Origin of the sequence: Methylomicrobium album BG8, assembly GCF_000214275.2 — a bacterium.
In the GTDB taxonomy this organism is placed as follows: domain Bacteria; phylum Pseudomonadota; class Gammaproteobacteria; order Methylococcales; family Methylomonadaceae; genus Methylomicrobium; species Methylomicrobium agile.
In genome coordinates this window covers 1655163-1672063 of sequence record NZ_CM001475.1, presented here as the reverse complement: position 1 = coordinate 1672063, position 16901 = coordinate 1655163, and the positions used below count along the sequence as shown (strand labels likewise).

The window sequence follows — 16901 nt, the reverse complement described above, 5'->3', positions numbered from 1 at the left end:
GGACGGGATATTTATCCCGTCCGTAACATTTAAAGCGGGATGGATAGGAAAGATGATTTGGTGTTGGCGGAGAATTTTCAAACAGCGGGGACAGGGTGATAAACCCCGTCCCACTCAGTCCGGCGGAAGTTTCAACATAGCGCGATTGCCCTGCTCAGACCAAAGGTTTATCCCAAGTTCAGGTTATGTACGCTCTTCCGGCTCCGGCGCGAAGATGGAGCAATGCGTTCCGCTCTATCCAGCGAGCTTTGAATCAAAATGGAATCAGTCCTTATCCAATTCGAGCTCTTCCTTTGTCGGCAAATTGATCGGCGGCTCGAACAAGCGATAGAGCACCGGCACCAGCAGCACGGTCATCACCGTGGCGCTGAACAGTCCCCACACAATGACGGTCGCCAAAGGCCGCTGGACATCCGACCCCAGGCCGGTCGCCAGCGAGGCGGGCACCAGCCCCAGAATCGCGACCAGCGAGGCAATCAGAATCGGCCGGACGCAACGCACCGAGCCCTGAATGATCGCGGCTTCGAGCGCGGCACCGTTCATGCGCAATTCGGTGATCGTACGGACGATCAGCACCCCATTCATGATCGACACGCCGAAAACCGCCGCGAATCCGACCCCCGAAGACACGTTCAAATGCATGTCGCGCAGATACAGCGCCATTACGCCGCCGACAAACGCAAAAGGAATCGCGAACAGCAGGATCAGCGCCGCGCGCAGCGAACCGAAAGTCGCCAGCAGCAACATAAAGATCACGCCGATGCTCATCGGCACCAGAATGGTGAAATGTTGCGCGGCGCGTTCCAGATTTTCGAACATGCCCAGCCAGGCCGCCCGGTAACCACTCGGAACGGTAATTTCTTTCGCGAAAAGATTTTTGGCTTCCGCCACGAAACCGCCCTGATCGCGGTTCACGATATCGGTGCGCACCGTCAATCGGCGGCGGCCGTCTCCGCGCGCAATGATCGTCTGCCCATCGACGATATCGATATGCGCGACCTGCGCCAAAGGAATCGGTATGCCCTCGGTATTGTAGACCGGCAGCCGCCCTATCGCGGCGGGCGAGCTCAGGTATTCTTTGGCAAAGCGGGCAACGATGTCGATGCGCCGTTCCCCTTCGAATAAATGGCCGATCGGCGAACCGCCGACCGCAACGTCGATGAGCCGATTCACATCCTCGATGCTGACATTGTAGCGCGCGCACAGGAAACGATCCGGTTTGATCACCAATTGCGGCTGAGGACCTTCCTGTTCGATGCTGACGTCCTCCGCCCCCGGCACCCTCGCCAGCAACTCCTTGGTTTTTTGGGCGAGGCGCAACAGCACATCCGAATCGGCGCCTGAGAACTCCACCGCCAGATTCGCCGAGGTGCCGTTCGCATCCTCGGTCACGCTGTCGATGATAGGCTGGGTAAAGTTAAAGCGCGTGGTCGGAAACTCGGCGCGAAAGCGGTTTCCCAGCGCGACCAGGAGTTCCTGCTTTCTTGAAAACTGTACCCACTGATCGCGCGGCTTGGGGCTGATCAGCATCTCTATCCGGCTGGGCGGAAAAGGATCGGTGCCGCTGTCGCTCCGTCCCGCCTGCACGACGATGAAATCGATATCGGGAAATTCGAGCGCAATCTGCCGCAGCCGCTGCCCGAATTTGGACGTCTGCTGCAAGGCTGTGCCTTCCGGAAAATTCGCCCGCACCCAAGCGACGCCCTCGTCCATGTAAGGCAGAAATTCGGTGCCGAGGCGCGGCACGACGGACACCAAACTGACCACCAGCACGATTGCGGCGGCCATTACGGTAGGCCAGCGGCGGCGCATCAAGGTCTCGAGCAGCATGGAGTAGCGCGGATAAAGCCACCTCAGCAGCGGATTTTCCCAATCCCGGTAACCGTGTCGAAACAGATAACTGGCCAGAACCGGCACCACGAACAGCGCAAACAGCATCGCGCCGAACAGCGCGAACAGTATCGTCAACGCCATCGGCCGGAACAGCAAGCCTTCGATGTGCGTCAATGTCAGCAACGGTAAAAAGGCGCCGACAATCATCAGGATCGAAAAAAAGACCGGGCGTTCGACCTCCAGAGACGCATCGAGCACCGTTTTGGCGGCGCCGGTCCGGCTTTGTTGCAGCGTCGCCTCGTGCATGCGATGGGCGATATTTTCCGCCATGATCACTGCGCCGTCGACGATGATGCCGAAGTCGATCGCCCCGATCGAGAGCAGGCCGATAGGAATGCCCATCGCATTCATCAGCACCAGCGCGAACAACAGCGAAAACGGAATCGTCAAGGCGACGAGCAGGGCCAGGGAGGGGCGTCCCAGAAAAAACAGCAGCACCACCGTCACCAGCGAAATACCGAGCAAGACGCTGTGGCTGACCGTATGCAGGGTGCTGTCGACCAGCATCGAACGGTCATAGAATGGCACCACCTGCACGCCCTGCGGCAGATCGACCTGGTTCAGCACTGTAATGACGTCCTTGACGTGGTTCAGCACGGTCGAAGGGTTTTCGCCCCGCCGCATCAGCACAATGCCTTCGATCGTCGCATCGTTGCGGTTTTTGCTGAGAATCCCGGAAGGCACTTTCGAATCGATCTCGACATCGGCAACGTCGCGCACATAGATCGGCGTACCGCCATGCGATTTAATGAAGATATTGCCGATTTCCTCGACGCTTTGCAGCGCGCCGCGTCCTCTGATGACGAAAGACATGCTGCCGCGCGACAGCACGCTGCCGCCGGCGCTTTCGTTGTTGGTCCGGATCGCCTCGACCACATCGCTCAAAGACAGGCCGAAACGCTGCAATTGCGCAGGATTCATCAGCACGGCGTACTGTTTTTCGTAACCGCCGAAATTACTCACGTCGGCGACGCCGGAAGCGCGCAATAAATGCGGTATCACGATCCAGTCATTGATCGAACGCAGTTCGATCAGATCGTAGCGCCCGTCCGAAATCAGCTCATAACGCAGGATTTCGCCGTAAGCGGTCGCCAAGGGCCCTAATTCGGCCGAGGCGCCGTCGGGCAAATCGAGGCCGGTCAGCTTTTCCTGGACCCGCTGCCTGGCCCAATACCCCTCGACGCCCTCTTCGAAAATCAACTGCACGACCGACAAACCGAAGATGGTGCGCGAACGGATCGTATCGACGCGCGGCACGTTACGCATCTGAATTTCGATCGGCACCGTGACCTGGCGTTCGACCTCTTCGGGCGCCCTTCCCGGATAGGTCGTGATTACCTGCACCATTTGCGCCGAGATGTCGGGATAGGCATCGATCTGCATCCTGGAAAAAGACCACAGCCCCAATAGCGTAATAATCACCGCGATGCCCAGCACGATCAGGCGATGGTGCATCGCATTGTTCAACAGGCGCGGGATCATTCCTTCACACCCTCGGGCTGCATTTCCTTGGCAATATCCTCATTCAGCAACGCCTGCACCAGCATCGGTTTCAACAGGATCGCGCCATTGCCGATGATTTTTTCGCCGCCCTGCAGGCCCTGCAGAATTTCGACCCGGTCGCCGATGCTTTCCCCGACCTGAACTTCAGTGATTTTCCATAATCCCGGACCAGCGCCTATGAACACAAAATCGGCGTTCCGGCTGTGCAAAACCGCATCCGACGGCACCAGAACCGCCATCCGGGGATCGGTGCCGAGGCCGATTTCCGCGTACATGCCCGGCTTGAATTTATTATCCGGATCCGGCAGCTCGAAGAACACCCGCAAAGTATGCTGTTCCGCCGACAAAGCCGGAGCCAGACTCTTGACTTTGCCGATGAAGGACTGTCCCGGCAAGCCATAAAATTTGGTCACGCAGGCCTGCCCCACCGCAACCAAATTGATCTTCAATTCCGGAACATCCGCCTTGATCAACGACGTGCCGGAAGCGGCGTTTTCCAGCAACGAAGGATCGACGCCGTCCTGCAGCAAAGTTCTTTCCAGCGCCGCGCGGTTGCGCGTCGCGACCGTCAACGCGGTCTCGGCCTCGTAGACTGCCTTCTGGCCTTCCAGTTGCACTTGCAACAGATTCGCCTCCGCGGCAGTCAGATCGCGGATCGCTTCGGTGCCGGTCGCGACCAGTTTGCGTAAACGGTCCACCACCAGTTTTTGTGACTGAGTCTGTGCGGCGGTCAATTCGCGGATCTTTTCCAGCCGTTTGATATTGAATTCCTTTTCCGCCCGTGCGCGCTGCCAGTCCGCATAGACTCCCGAAAGCTCGATGCTGTTGAACTGCCAGCGGTCTTCGCTCGGGTTGGAGCCCGGTGCCAAATGGGCGACGACGGAACCCGTCGCCAGCAACAGCGGGGTGGTGATCTGATCCTTCGGAACGGTCGAAATATCCAGCTTTTGTTCGAGAAGGCTGCCCGCCCTGACGGCAACGGTCCTAGGACCGGCCAGCTTTACTACCGCCGTGTTGTCGGCGGCGTTCTGATCGGCATGGCCGGGACGCCCGGAAGCCATCATCAACAAAAAGGCCGCGGCGATGACGATGCAGCAACCGTAAAAAAACACACGCCTGCCGAAACGGGGTAAAAAAGGATGGTTCATTGCAAGATTTCTTTGCCGACGGCAGCATTGAGTTGAGAAAGCGAATGCCAGTAACTGGAACGGCTGGTGATATGCAGACGGTAGGTCTCAAGGTAGATTCGCTGGGCATCCAATACCTCGATCAGCGTCTTGCCGCCCAATTCATACGCCTGGTTGATTTTGTCGCGCACATTTCTGGCCGCATCCAACTGGCCGGGGTCATCGTTGATCAAAACTTGGTGAGCGGAGGCAAACGCCCTGACCGCCTGATCGATTTCGCTGCGCAACGCAGTCAACTGCGCTTGCAGATTGGCTCTGGACTGGATCAATACCGAGCGCGCCTTGGCAATATTGCCCTGATTGCGGTCGAAAAGCGGCACGACGATGTCGACACCGGCTCCCCAGGAATTGGCATCCGGATAACCGATGGCCTGCTGCTGAAACTGGCGGGTATAACCGATTTTCGGCACGACTTGCGGATAGGCGTTGCGTTCCTGCAAGGCAATATCGGCATTCGCCTTGTCGAGCTGGCGTTGCAGAGACAAAAGATCGGGCCGGTTTTCCTCCGCCAGCTCGAAAGCCTTTTCAATTTCGATCGGCATAGCGGGATCGGCCACATCCAGACTGCCTTTAACCGCAACCTGCACATTTCCGGCAATGCCGAGCAAGGCGCGCAATTGATTCTGCGCCGCATTCAGCTCAAGTTCCCGCGCATGGACATCACGGTGGCTGCTGAAGATGGACAGGCGAATCCTATCCGCCTCTATCGTGCCGACGCCTCCCAAGGCCACGCGATTTAGAATAATCCGCTCGACTCGGGTCAGATTGGCATTGTTTTCCTGCGCCAGCTCCAGCATGGCCTGCGCTTCAAGCACGGTATAAAAGGCGGAAATCGCCGAAGCGATCCGAAGCCTGACCGTATTGGCGAAATCCGCCGCCGCAATATCCACGCCGTGCCGGCCGGAAACTATCGCGGCGGCACGCTTGCCGAATAAAAACCAGTCGATCGGCATCGAAATCCCGGCATCGAATTGCGGCGGACCGCCCTGCCGGTCCACGGTAAACGTCCGATCCAAAGGCATCAGGGAGCCGCTCACCGACACGTCGGGATTCGGCAAAAGCCCGGCCGTGATCAGGTCCGCTTCCGCCTGATGAATATTCTCAAAGGCCGACTGAATGACCGGATCGGCCTTTAAGGCGGTTTGAATGACTTGATTTAAATTGAATTCCTTCGCCTCGATTTGCGGCGAAGAGGGCTTTTCATCCTTGAGAGGTAACGCTTCGGCTTCAGGAATGGAGACCGAATCGTCAGCAGTCTCCTTCAAATCCTGCATGTAGGCCGGCGGCAGGAGGGGCTGATACGCGGGCGGAGTACACCCATTCATCACAATCAGCGCGGAAATTGCAGAAGAAAAACGCTTACTCTTCAAATGCATGCGGGTGCTTATACGCATGTTGTCAATTCTATTTTGTTAACGGAACGGATAGGGTTCAAACATCGGCAAACTCCATGAATCTCAAGAAAGGACTATAGAAGATAATTCCAGGTTTCGGCAGTTCGAATAAAATTTGGCGCAATTATTTTTTTCGATTCGCTATTATAACGCATCGCGCAAACTTGGCGCGGATCCCCTTCGATCACTGACCTCGGCCCCGCCGAGTCCTGCCGACACTAGAGCATTTTCATATCGCGAATAGGGAAGTCCTCACCGTCTGAAGGGCGCCCTGCCGTTAAGTCCAGCCAGCCCCGTAAGGTACGCTCGACTGCAGGGATGCAGGAGGTACGACCCCAGGGATGGGGAAGGTAGATCGCGTCGGGAACACGCGATCAAGAGCAATGCAGGAGCAATTGCCGAGTGCGTACCGTCAATGTCGAAAGGTACGCACAGCGTACCCTACGGGGCTGAACCTGCTAAGATACCGATGCCGGACGGGATATTTATCCCGTTCGTAACGTTTGGAATCGCGCGAACACAGACGATGATTTTATGCTGGCGATAGGTCTTCAAACGTGGGAAACGGGGTTATCAACCGTGTCCCGCTCAGGGTATGCGCATAACCAAGGTCGATTAAAATTCGAAGATTCGGGCGGAGCTCTGTATAAACCTAAAACGTAAGCAATTCTAATGCCAGAAACCATTTGCATAATATACCTTTTAAAAACAGTTATTTACACAAATCTTAGAAGATATTCATCAAAGGACAATGGTTTGAAAAAACCATGAATTCGAAAAAACACCGTTTAATAATGAACGGCACGCATGAAACCCGGAGGCGCCTGGGCAGGGTGCCGCCAGATCCTGCCGGCGCTTGACGCGATTATCGCCAGCCGCCGCCCAATGCCCGGTAAATATTGACAGTCGACAGCCGTTCCTGTTTGATCACGTCGATTAATTCGAGATTGGCCTGCAAAGCGTTCTGCTGCGCGATCAGGACTTCCAGATAGGTTGCCCGCGCGGACCTATAAAGCTCCTTGGAGGTATCGACGGACTTTTGCAGCGTTTCGCTCTGCTGCTTTTTCAACTCTTGCATGCGTTGCAGATTCCGGAGATTGGAGAGCTGATTCGCCACTTCGACATAGCCGTTCAAAATGGTTTTCTGGTAGTTGTACATGGCGGTCAACTGATTGGCCTTGGCGGTATTGAACTGGGCTTTCAGCGCATTCATGTTGATCAGCGGCGCCACCAGGGTCCCCATCAGCGAATAGGCGAGCGAGGCCGGCGACTGAAACAGAAATTCCGGATTGAAGGCCTGAAAGCCCAGCGTCGCGGTGATGTTGAAATTCGGATAGAAAGCCGCCTTCGCCGCCTTCAGATCGAACTTGCTGGCCTCGATCTCGAATTCGGCCGCGCGGATGTCGGGGCGGTTTTCCAGCAGTTGCGAAGGAATGCCCGCCAAAATCTGCCGGGAAACGGCCTGGAACAAAACGTCTTTGTTTCGCGGCAGGGGCTGCGGATAGCGCCCGAGCAGAAAGTTGATCCTGTTTTCGGTTTCGGTGATGCGCTGCAGCGTCTGTTTTTCAAGCACCTCGGAATTGAGCAACTGGGCGCTGAATTGCTGCACGGCCAATTCGTTGGCGCGGCCGGTTTCTTTCTGGAGCTTGATCACCTCCAGCGCCTCCTGCTGTTTCCGGAGCGTCTGCCGAATAATGTCCAGTTCGTTGTCCAGCGCCAGCAATTCGTTGTAATGGATCGCCACATCGGCGACCAAGTTAGAAATCACGAACCGGCTCCCTTCCACGCTGGCCAGGTATTGCGAAATGGCGGCCTTGCGCTGGTTCCGCAACTTGCCCCAAACATCCACTTCCCAGGACGCCTGCAGCCCCAGGAAGATATCGGTTAAATTTTCCGGAACGATTTGGCCGGGCGTGATATAGGTGGACGCGTTTCCCGCCCCGTCCATCGTGTACAGCCCGAATTTCCGCACCCCGCCGCCCACGTTCAGGCCCACTTTCGGAAGCAGCGCGCCGTTCGCCAGCTTCACGCTGGAACGCGACATCTCGATGCGTTGCAGGGCGATTTGCAAATCGAGGTTATTGCGTACCGCGGTATCGATCAGCTCGACCAGCAGCGGGTCGGTGAAGTATTGGCGCCAGTCGATGCCGGCGATCGTGGCATCGCCTTTTGGGTTCGGAAAGGTTTTGGGGATTTCCTTTTCCGGAACGGACAGGTCGGTATTGAGCGTTCCGCAACCGGTGGCCGCCGAAATCACTAAACACAGGACCGTGCGGGAAAAAATTCGACATTTCAATTTCATTTTTAGAGTGTTTCGGTGTAGGCAATTTCTTCTTTTCTTTTTTCGGGATTGCGCTTATCGGCGAGGGTTGCAAACACCACATACAAACCGGGGATCACGATCACCCCGAACAGCGTTCCGAAAATCATGCCGCCCGCCGCCGCGGAGCCGATGGTATTGTTGCCGATCTTGCCCGCGCCGGAAGCGAACATCAGCGGAACGAGCCCGGCGATAAAGGCGAAGGAGGTCATCAAGATGGGACGCAAACGCAGCGTCGCCGCCTCGATGGCTGCTTCGAACGGCGTTTTTCCGAGCCGGTGCTTCAGGGTCGCGAATTCGATGATCAGAATGGCGTTCTTACCGAGAATACCGATCAGCATGACCATCGCGATCTGCGCGTAGATATTGTTCTCCAGCCCCATCAGCCACAGAAAAAACAAGGCGCCGAACACGCCGGTCGGCAAGGAGAGGATCACCGGCATCGGCAGGATGAAACTTTCGTATTGCGCCGCGAGCAGCAGGTACACGAACAACAGGCAGATCAGAAAGATGTACACCGCCTGATGGCCCGCCTGGGCCTGATCGCGCGACGAGCCGGCCCAATCGTAGCCGAAACCTTTCGGAAGTTTCGTGGCGGCGACTTCCTTGATCGCGGCGATCGCCTGGCCGCTGCTGTACCCGGGCGCGGGCTGTCCGTTGACCATCGCCGAGGGATACATGTTGTAGCGCGTCACCTGTTCCGGACCGTAGACTTTTTCGACGCGCAGAAAGGACGAAAAAGGGACCATGTTCCCGGCATCGTTTTTAATGTACAGCTTCATCAGGTCGTCGGGCTGGGCGCGGTATTCGGGCAGCGCCTGCACCATCACTTTGTACATCTGGCCGAAACGGATGAAATTGGTCGCGTATTCGCTGCCGATCAGGGTTTGCAGGGTGCTCATCGCATTCTCGGCGGTAATGCCTTTTTGCGCGGCCTTGTCGCCGTCGATATGCAGCAGGAATTGCGGAAAGCGGGTGTTGAAGGTCGTAAAGGCATTCACGATCTCGGGCCGCTTGTTGAGTTCCTCGACGAAGGCGTCGACTGTTTTCTGCAGGCGATGGAGGTCGCCCTCGCCGGTTTTGTCCAGCAGGCGCATTTCGAAGCCGCTGGAATTGCCGTAACCCGGCACGGGCGGCGGCGTGAAAAACTCGATGCCGGCGTCCTGGATATGCCGGGTTTTTTCTTCGAGCAGGCGGATGATCTCCTTATCGGAAGCGCTGCGTTGTTCCCAGTTTTTCAGACTGATCAGATTCATGCCGTAAACGGCGCCCGTGCCTTCGGACAGCAGGCTGAATCCCGCCAGGCTGGACACCGAATTCACGTCCGTCAGGCTCGAAGCGATCCGCTGCACATCGTCCGAGACTTTTTCGGTGCGTTCCAGCGTCGCGCCGGTCGGAGCGGTAATATTGACGTAAATCGTCCCCTGGTCTTCCTCGGGAATGAAGCCGGAAGGCACCAGGGCGCCGATCAGGCCGGCGCCCGCGGAAAAACCGAGCAATATCCCGAACGTGACAAGCCTTCTGTCGGCGATCGCGCCCACCAATTTCCGGTAGTTTTCGGACAGCCCGTCGTACCAGGCATTGAAGCGGGTAAAAAACCGGTGGGCCCCGGATTTTTTCGGATGGTCGGGGTCATGGCCGTTTTTAAGAAACACCGCGCACAGCGCGGGAGTCAGGGTCAGCGCGGTGATGCCGGAAAGCACGATGGAACAGGCCATCGTCAGCGAAAACTGTCGGAAAAACACGCCTTCCGGGCCCTCCATGAAAGCGACCGGCACGAACACCGCCGACATCACCAGCGTGATCGCGACGATCGCTCCGCTGATTTCGCGCATCGCCTGCTCCGTAGCTTTACGCGGCCCTATCCGCGCATGTTCCAGCTTGGCGTGCACGGCCTCGATGACCACGATCGCATTGTCCACCACGATGCCGATCGCGAGCACCAGCGCGAACAAGGTGATCAGGTTCAGCGAAAAACCCATCATCTGCATGAAGAAAAACGTGCCGATCAGCGATACCGGCACCGCGAAGATGGGAATGACGGTAGAACGGAAATCCTGTAAAAAGACAAACACCACCAACGCGACCAGCAAAAAAGCTTCGGCCAGGGTTTTGATCACTTCATGGATGGAAGCGTCCAGAAACTCGGAAACGTCGTAACTCAGCGTATAGTCCATGCCCGGCGGGAAAGAAGCCGATTTGATCGTCGCCATCGTGGTTTTGATCCGCTCGATCACCTCCTTGGCATTGCTGCCCGGACGCTGCTTCAGCAAAATCGCGGCGGAAGGCCGCCCGTTTTCTTTCGACAGGACGTTGTAATCCTGCGAATCGAATTCGATCTCGGCTACGTCCTTCAGCCGCAGAATTTCGCCGTCCTCTCGGCTTTTCAGGACGATGTTTTCGTAAGCTTTTCGGGTGTTGAACTTGCCCGTGTACTTCAAAACGTATTGCAGCGCCTGGGCTTTTTTACCCGAGCTTTCGCCGATTTTGCCGGGCGCCGCCTCGACGTTCTGCGCCTTGAGCGTATCGATGATTTCGGCGGCCGAAATGCCGTACATCAGCATCTTGTCGGGCTTGAGCCAGACCCGCATGGCGTATTCCCGGGACCCCAATATTTCGGCGAAGCCCACGCCCTCGATTCTTTTCAGCTCTTTTAAGACGTTGATGTCGGTAAAGTTGTAAAGGAATTTTTCGTCCAGCGACGGATCGGAGCTGAGTATGTTGATATACAGCAGCATCGCGTTTTGCACTTTCTCGACGATCACGCCCGCTTTAATCGCTTCGGCGGGCAATTCGTCCAAAGCGGAAGATACCCGGTTCTGGACATTGACCGCCGCCACCTCGGGGTCGGTCCCGGCCTTGAAAATAATCTGGATTTGGCCGGCGCCGTCGTTACCGGAAACGGACGACATATAGGCCATGCCCGGTACGCCGTTAATCACCCGCTCGAGCGGCGTGATCACCGCCTTGACGACGACTTCCGCATTGGCGCCGGTGTATTGGGTAGTGACGTTGACCTCGGGCGGGGCGATATCGGGAAACTGCGTCACCGGCAGCCGGATCAAGGACAACAGGCCGATCAACGTAATCAGAATCGAGATCACGATCGACAGGACCGGACGATGAATGAATTTACTGGTCATGAGGATTTCTTGCCGTCGGTTAGAACTTGCCGGTTGTCGGCATCACTGCAGCCGGATCGACGGGAACGGGCCGGATTTTCTTGCCCTCCCTTTCGTCGCCGGCGCCTTCGAAGAGAACCCACTCGTTTTCCGACAGGCCGGATTCCACGACGTAAAAATCTTCGAAACGCATTTTCGGGACGATGTTTCTTTGTTTCAGGCGCCCTTCGCTATCGACCACGAACAAATAAATCTTGTCCTGAATTTCGAAAGTGGACTTCTGCGGCACCAGCAGCGCATTGTTAAGCCGTTCGTCGACAATGACCTTGCCGTTTGCACCGTGTTTTAACAGGCCGTCCGGATTCGCAAAACGGGCCCTGAAAGCGATGTTACCCGTCGAACGGTCGAATTCGCTTTCGATCGCTTCGATTTTGCCTTTATAGCCGTAGTGCTTATTATTCGCGAGCTTTAAGCCGACTGTGCCGATTTCCTTTTCCCCATTCGTCCTGTAATTTAGGTAATCGATTTCCGAAAGATTGAAATAAGCGAACACCTCTCGGTTGTCGGAAATGGAGGTCAGCATATCGCCTTCCAGAATCAGGCTGCCGACCTTGTTCGGTATGCGGTTGATGGTACCGTTGAAAGGCGCCCGGATTTGCGTGAAGGCAATGTGTAAAGCCGCTTTTTCGCTGTTTGCCTTGGCCTCTTCCACGTCGGCCGCCAAAGCCTCGGTTTTGGCTTGAGCGACTTCAAGCTCGGTCCCGGACACGATGTTTTTGGCCGCCAGCAGCTTGACATTGGCTAAATCCACTTTAGCCGCCTTCAAATCGGCCAAGGTATTTTTATAGACCGCATTCGCTTTTTGAAGCTCCTTTTCAAACTCCAATGCACTCAACGTGAACAATAATTGGTCTTTCTTTACGGTCTGACCTTCGTCCACATGAATTTCGTCGATGTATCCCTTCACTTTGCTGCGAATCTCGACATATTTCACCGACTGAATTTCGGCGACGTAGTCGCTGCTCCGGGTGATGTCTTTTACCATCGGATGGATCACTTCGCGGGATTCCGCAGTTTCGGTCTCCGTTTCTGAAGTGCAGGAGGCCAAGGCCAGGCACAGGGCGAGCAATGCGGTTCGGCTGTTTTTCATTGAAAAGAGGGATGTCATTGGCAATCCTAAAATTTATGCAATGATCATGCCGCCTTAAGCCGGAAATAAATTCATGCCGTTTTTCATGGGGTTTTCATGGGGTTGCTTGGAAGTAATTTTTTATTCGCTTACCGATGTGTTGCGTCTTGCAACAAAGCGGCGCAAAATACGTCACCATGTCGGTGATTTATAAATTGACCCTCTCCCTGTTTGCCCTGTCTCTCATGGTGTTCGGCATCTACGGGACGTATCAGCTTCGGGCCGAATCGCAAAATTTGCGGGATGAAGTCGAACAGGAAACGCGCTTGCTGGCCTACAGCCTGCTCGTTTCGGTAGAAAACGCCTTGCGGGATGAACAAACGGAAGACGTACAGGCGCTGTTGCAGCAAATAGACCGGCTCAGGCCCTCCATCGACGTACGCATCTATATTCGCAACCGCAACGTCATCCGTTCGGCTGCGGAAGGGCTGGCCTGGCCCGAACAAGTCGAGCATACCCTCTTCCAGACCACCCTTGAGGGTGAAAGAAAAGAATTTTACTTTCCCGCTGAAGATCCCGACTTTCTTGTGGTGTCTTTGCCTTTCGGCAAGGATTCCGGGGCCATTCCGCCGGGCAATCTGGCTCTGGTGCGCTCGCTGCAGAAAATGAGAGCGGACTTGAGCGACATGAAGACCTATATCGCGGTGTCCTTTTTTTCTTTCATTTTATTTATCACCCTCCTTTGCTTCTTTTTGGGCCAGATCTACATCTCCCGCCCTTTACGGGAACTGCGCCAGGCCATGCTTGCCTTCGGGAACGGCAAGGAGCCGCCGAAACCCTTGCCGGTGAACGGCAGCGACGAGCTGGCGTCGGTAAGGCAGGAATTCAACCGGATGACGACCCAATTGTTTTCGGCGCATTGCCGGCTCGAAACCGAAACCCAGCAACGCCGGCAGCTCCAGCGCGCGTTGCAGAATGCCGACAAAATGATCACGATCGGCCAACTGTCGGCAGGGCTGGCCCATGAAATCGGATCGCCCTTGCAGATCCTCAACGGCCGGGCAAGAGCGCTTGCAAACGGCGGCGACGATCCGGGAGAAGTGCGGCGAATCGCCAATATTCTGGTCGACCAGACCGACCGTATTACCCGCATCGTCCAGCGCCTGATGGAATTCGCCCCGCGCCATCCCGCCGAACCCGTGCCATGCGACGTCATCCAGACGGTCGCGGAAGTCATCGACATGCTGGGTTTCGAAGCGCGCCGGCAGGGAGTGACCATGACTTACACCCATCCCGAAACACTGCCGTTGGGGATGATCAACAAAGACGGCGTCCAACAAATCGTGTTAAACCTGCTGTCCAATGCGCTGGCGGCCATCGTCGGCCAGGGCGAGATCGGCATCGATTTGGCGCAGGAGTCGATCGCCTATGCCGACAAGCCGGTCACGGCGCTCCGGCTGACCGTCCGCGATACCGGAACCGGCATTGCTCCGGAGCATCTCCCCCATCTCTTCGAGCCTTACTTCACCACCCGCGGCAAACAGGGCGGCACCGGCCTCGGGCTATCCGTAGTCAAAACGCTGGTAACCGAAATGGGCGGCACTGTCGCCGCCGAAACCGCCGCCGGCAAAGGTAGTCGGTTCATCGTCCATCTGCCCTGGAAAAATCCGTTATGACCGAAGAAAACGCTCGCCTGCTGGTAATCGATGACGATCCCGGCGTTGTGGATTATCTGCTCGAAATGCTCAGGCAGCAGGGTTATTCGGTTACCGGCTGCACGCAAACCGGACAGGCGCTCGAAGCGATAGAAAAAGAACCGTTCGACCTGGTCGTTTCCGATGTGGTCATGCCCGGAATGCGCGGCCTCGAATTAATGGCCGCGATCCACCGCAAACGGCCCGAACAGTTGGTATTGCTGATCACCGCCTTCGGCAGCATCGATTTGGCGATACAAAGCATGCGCGCCGGCGCCTGCGATTTTTTAACCAAGCCGTTTCGCATCGAAGAACTCTATGCCGCGGTAACGCGCGCGTTCGAGGACAGGCAGATGCGCCGCACGGCGGTAAAAATCGGCGAGAGCGGCGGTAAAAACCCTGACGAAAGCACTTTCATCACCCGCAGCCCTTGCATGCTTCAACTGATCAATCTGGCCACCCGGGCGGCGGGGGTAAATTCCACGGTGCTGCTGACCGGCGAAAGCGGCACCGGCAAAAGCGCGGTGGCCCGCTGGATTCACGACCACAGCCCGAACCGTTCGGGCCCTTTTATCGCGGTGAATTGCGCGGCGCTGCCCCACAGCTTGGTGGAAAGCGAACTGTTCGGCGTACGCAAAGGCGCTTTTACCGATGCCAGCAAAGATCGTCCGGGGCTGTTTTTACAGGCCGACTCGGGAACGCTGTTTCTGGATGAAATTGCCGAACTGCCTTTGGAAATTCAACCGAAACTGCTGCAGGCATTGGAAACCGGAAAAATAAGGGCGCTGGGCGACACACGGGAAATCCGGCTGAACGTCCGCCTGATCGCCGCGACCCACCAGCCTCTGGCGCAGCGCGTCAACGATAAAACGTTTCGCGCCGACCTCTATCACCGGCTTAACGTGATCAATCTCGAAGTACCTTCTTTAAGGGAGCGCAAGGAGGATATCGACGAATTGGTCAATGTATTGCTTCACAGGATTTGCCGGCGGCTCGGCAAACAGGAATCCGTCAATATTTCCATGGAAGTGTTACGCTGGTTTCGGGCTTATCACTGGCCCGGCAATGTCAGGGAACTGGCCAATACGCTGGAAAGGGCCATCGTACTTGCCGAGCATGATACCCTGCTGTTGGAAGATCTGGCGCAAGCCTCGAAACTGCCGCCGAGCGAAGGGGATTTTCTCGAGTCGGCCATGCAGCAGGGATGGACGCTGGCGAATATCGAACGGGCTTATATCCGTCATGTACTGGAAGCGACCGGCGGCAATAAAATACAGGCCGCGCGGATACTTGGCCTGGACCGCAGCACTTTATACCGTAAGCTGGGCTGAGGCTTACTCCGAATGGCGCCCTGGCTCAGCCCAGTGGATTGACCGTTAAAAATCAGAAATCGCGCATTTGCCGGCGCAGCGTCTCCATTTCTTCGAGCAAATCCAGCACCAGCGCGCTACCCGGCAGATTCACGCCCAGATCGTGCTGCAAGCGGATCGCGATTTGGACCCGCTTCAGCGCCCGCGTATCGAAGCGCCAGGTATGGATCGAAGCCCCCTCCGGATCCAGAATGCCTTCCTCGACCATTTCGACCACCTGCTCCCGGGTGGCTTTCGCGCACTCGCACAATTCCACCAGCGAAAATTGGACCGATTCGTCCATGACCGTTCCGGCGATCACCAACAGTTCTTTTTTCATCAGTCGATTCCCATGTTCTGGCGAGGATTCATCGGCATCAGCTCGGCCATCCGTTTATACAGCGCGGCGGCGGCTTCATCGGGCGCCGGCGGCGTCACGATTTTCAAGGTGACGAGTTGATCGCCCGGCGTCACGCCCGGCAATCCGCGTCCCTTCAAACGCAACTGCGTCCCCGCTTGCGAACCGCGAGGAATTTTGACTTCGACTTTCCCTCCCAGCGTGGGAACCGGCACATTGCCGCCCAACGCCGCTTCCCAGGGCGTCACCGGCAACTCGATCGAAATATCCTTTCCTTTCGCCTGGAAGTAGCGGTGTTTGTTGAATTCGACTTCGAGGTACAAATCGCCGTTTTTTCCACCCTGCATGCCCGGCATACCCTGCCCGGTCAGGCGAATGCGCTGGCCGGCCTGAATCCCGCGCGGAATTTTGATATTGAGCGTTTTCCTGTTCGATACGATGCGGCCCTGGGCGTCGATTTCCGGCGTATCCAGCGCAACCGTCCGCGACGCGCCGTGGTACGCATCCTCCAGATCGATCAGGATACGCACATGCTGGTCTTCGCCCTGAGCCTGAAACCCGCGATAGAACACGCCTTCTTGATGCGGCGAAAAGCCGCCTCCGAACAACGCTTCGAAAAAATCGCTGAAGCCGGTTGTCCGGCCGCCGCCCGCGAACCCCGTACCGAAATCGAATTCGCGCTGCCACTCGGGTGGCGGGGTAAAGGTCTGCCCTTCCTGCCAATTCTGGCCGATCCGATCGTAAGCCGCGCGCTTCTTCGGGTCTTTCAGAACCTCATAAGCCTCGCCCAGTTCTTTGAATTTGGCTTCCGCATCCTTTTCCTTGCTCACATCGGGATGGTATTTGCGTGCCAACTTGCGGTAAGCTCTCTTGATTTCCTCCGGCGTTGCCTTACGATCAACACCCATGATCTTGTAATAATCTTTATATTCCATTGGCTTCGGCAAAAGGT

10 protein-coding genes are annotated in these 16901 nt (G+C 56.5%); 2 read left to right on the top strand and 8 right to left on the bottom strand.

Features of this window, described 5'->3' with window-relative positions; all coding sequences use genetic code 11:
* Positions 1-264: 264 nt before the first annotated feature.
* From METAL_RS07220 to METAL_RS07195, 6 genes are all read right to left on the bottom strand, one after another.
* A complete protein-coding gene (locus tag METAL_RS07220) occupies positions 265-3375 on the bottom strand; it encodes an efflux RND transporter permease subunit (RefSeq protein WP_005370995.1) in 3111 nt (1036 codons plus the stop codon).
* A complete protein-coding gene (locus tag METAL_RS07215) occupies positions 3372-4544 on the bottom strand; it encodes an efflux RND transporter periplasmic adaptor subunit (protein WP_005370994.1) in 1173 nt (390 codons plus the stop codon). Before METAL_RS07215 ends, METAL_RS07220 begins: the two co-directional genes overlap by 4 nt.
* Entirely contained in the window at positions 4541-5908 is a 1368-nt protein-coding gene (locus METAL_RS07210) for a TolC family protein (protein ID WP_245549488.1), read from the bottom strand. The genes METAL_RS07215 and METAL_RS07210 overlap by 4 nt, the downstream gene beginning before the upstream one ends.
* 934 nt (positions 5909-6842) lie before the next feature.
* Complete coding sequence (locus METAL_RS07205) at positions 6843-8279, bottom strand: TolC family protein (RefSeq protein ID WP_005370991.1); 1437 nt, start codon at positions 8277-8279, stop codon at positions 6843-6845.
* Between the two features lie 2 nt (positions 8280-8281).
* Positions 8282-11440 carry an efflux RND transporter permease subunit gene (locus METAL_RS07200; RefSeq protein WP_005370988.1) on the bottom strand — a complete coding sequence of 1053 codons (3159 nt, stop codon included), beginning with the start codon at positions 11438-11440 and terminating at the stop codon, positions 8282-8284.
* Between the two features lie 19 nt (positions 11441-11459).
* Entirely contained in the window at positions 11460-12569 is a 1110-nt protein-coding gene (locus tag METAL_RS07195; RefSeq protein WP_040578302.1) for an efflux RND transporter periplasmic adaptor subunit, read from the bottom strand.
* A gap of 146 nt (positions 12570-12715) precedes the next feature.
* Here METAL_RS07195 and METAL_RS07190 point away from each other — a divergent pair, with 146 nt between their 5' ends.
* Both METAL_RS07190 and METAL_RS07185 read left to right on the top strand, forming a co-directional pair.
* Positions 12716-14224 carry an ATP-binding protein gene (locus METAL_RS07190; RefSeq protein ID WP_213069475.1) on the top strand — a complete coding sequence of 503 codons (1509 nt, stop codon included), beginning with the start codon at positions 12716-12718 and terminating at the stop codon, positions 14222-14224.
* The gene (locus METAL_RS07185) at positions 14221-15573 is read left to right on the top strand and encodes a sigma-54-dependent transcriptional regulator (RefSeq protein ID WP_005370984.1); all 1353 of its coding nucleotides are present in this window, start codon (positions 14221-14223) and stop codon (positions 15571-15573) included. The genes METAL_RS07190 and METAL_RS07185 overlap by 4 nt, the downstream gene beginning before the upstream one ends.
* Before the next feature lie 52 nt (positions 15574-15625).
* Here the strand turns inward: METAL_RS07185 and METAL_RS07180 are convergent, their stop codons facing one another.
* On the bottom strand, positions 15626-15931 hold the full coding sequence (locus METAL_RS07180; RefSeq protein WP_005370982.1) for a chaperone modulator CbpM: 306 nt from the start codon (positions 15929-15931) through the stop codon (positions 15626-15628).
* Positions 15931-16884 carry a DnaJ C-terminal domain-containing protein gene (locus tag METAL_RS07175; protein WP_005370980.1) on the bottom strand — a complete coding sequence of 318 codons (954 nt, stop codon included), beginning with the start codon at positions 16882-16884 and terminating at the stop codon, positions 15931-15933. The genes METAL_RS07180 and METAL_RS07175 overlap by 1 nt, the downstream gene beginning before the upstream one ends.
* Between the last annotated feature and the right edge of the window lie 17 nt (positions 16885-16901).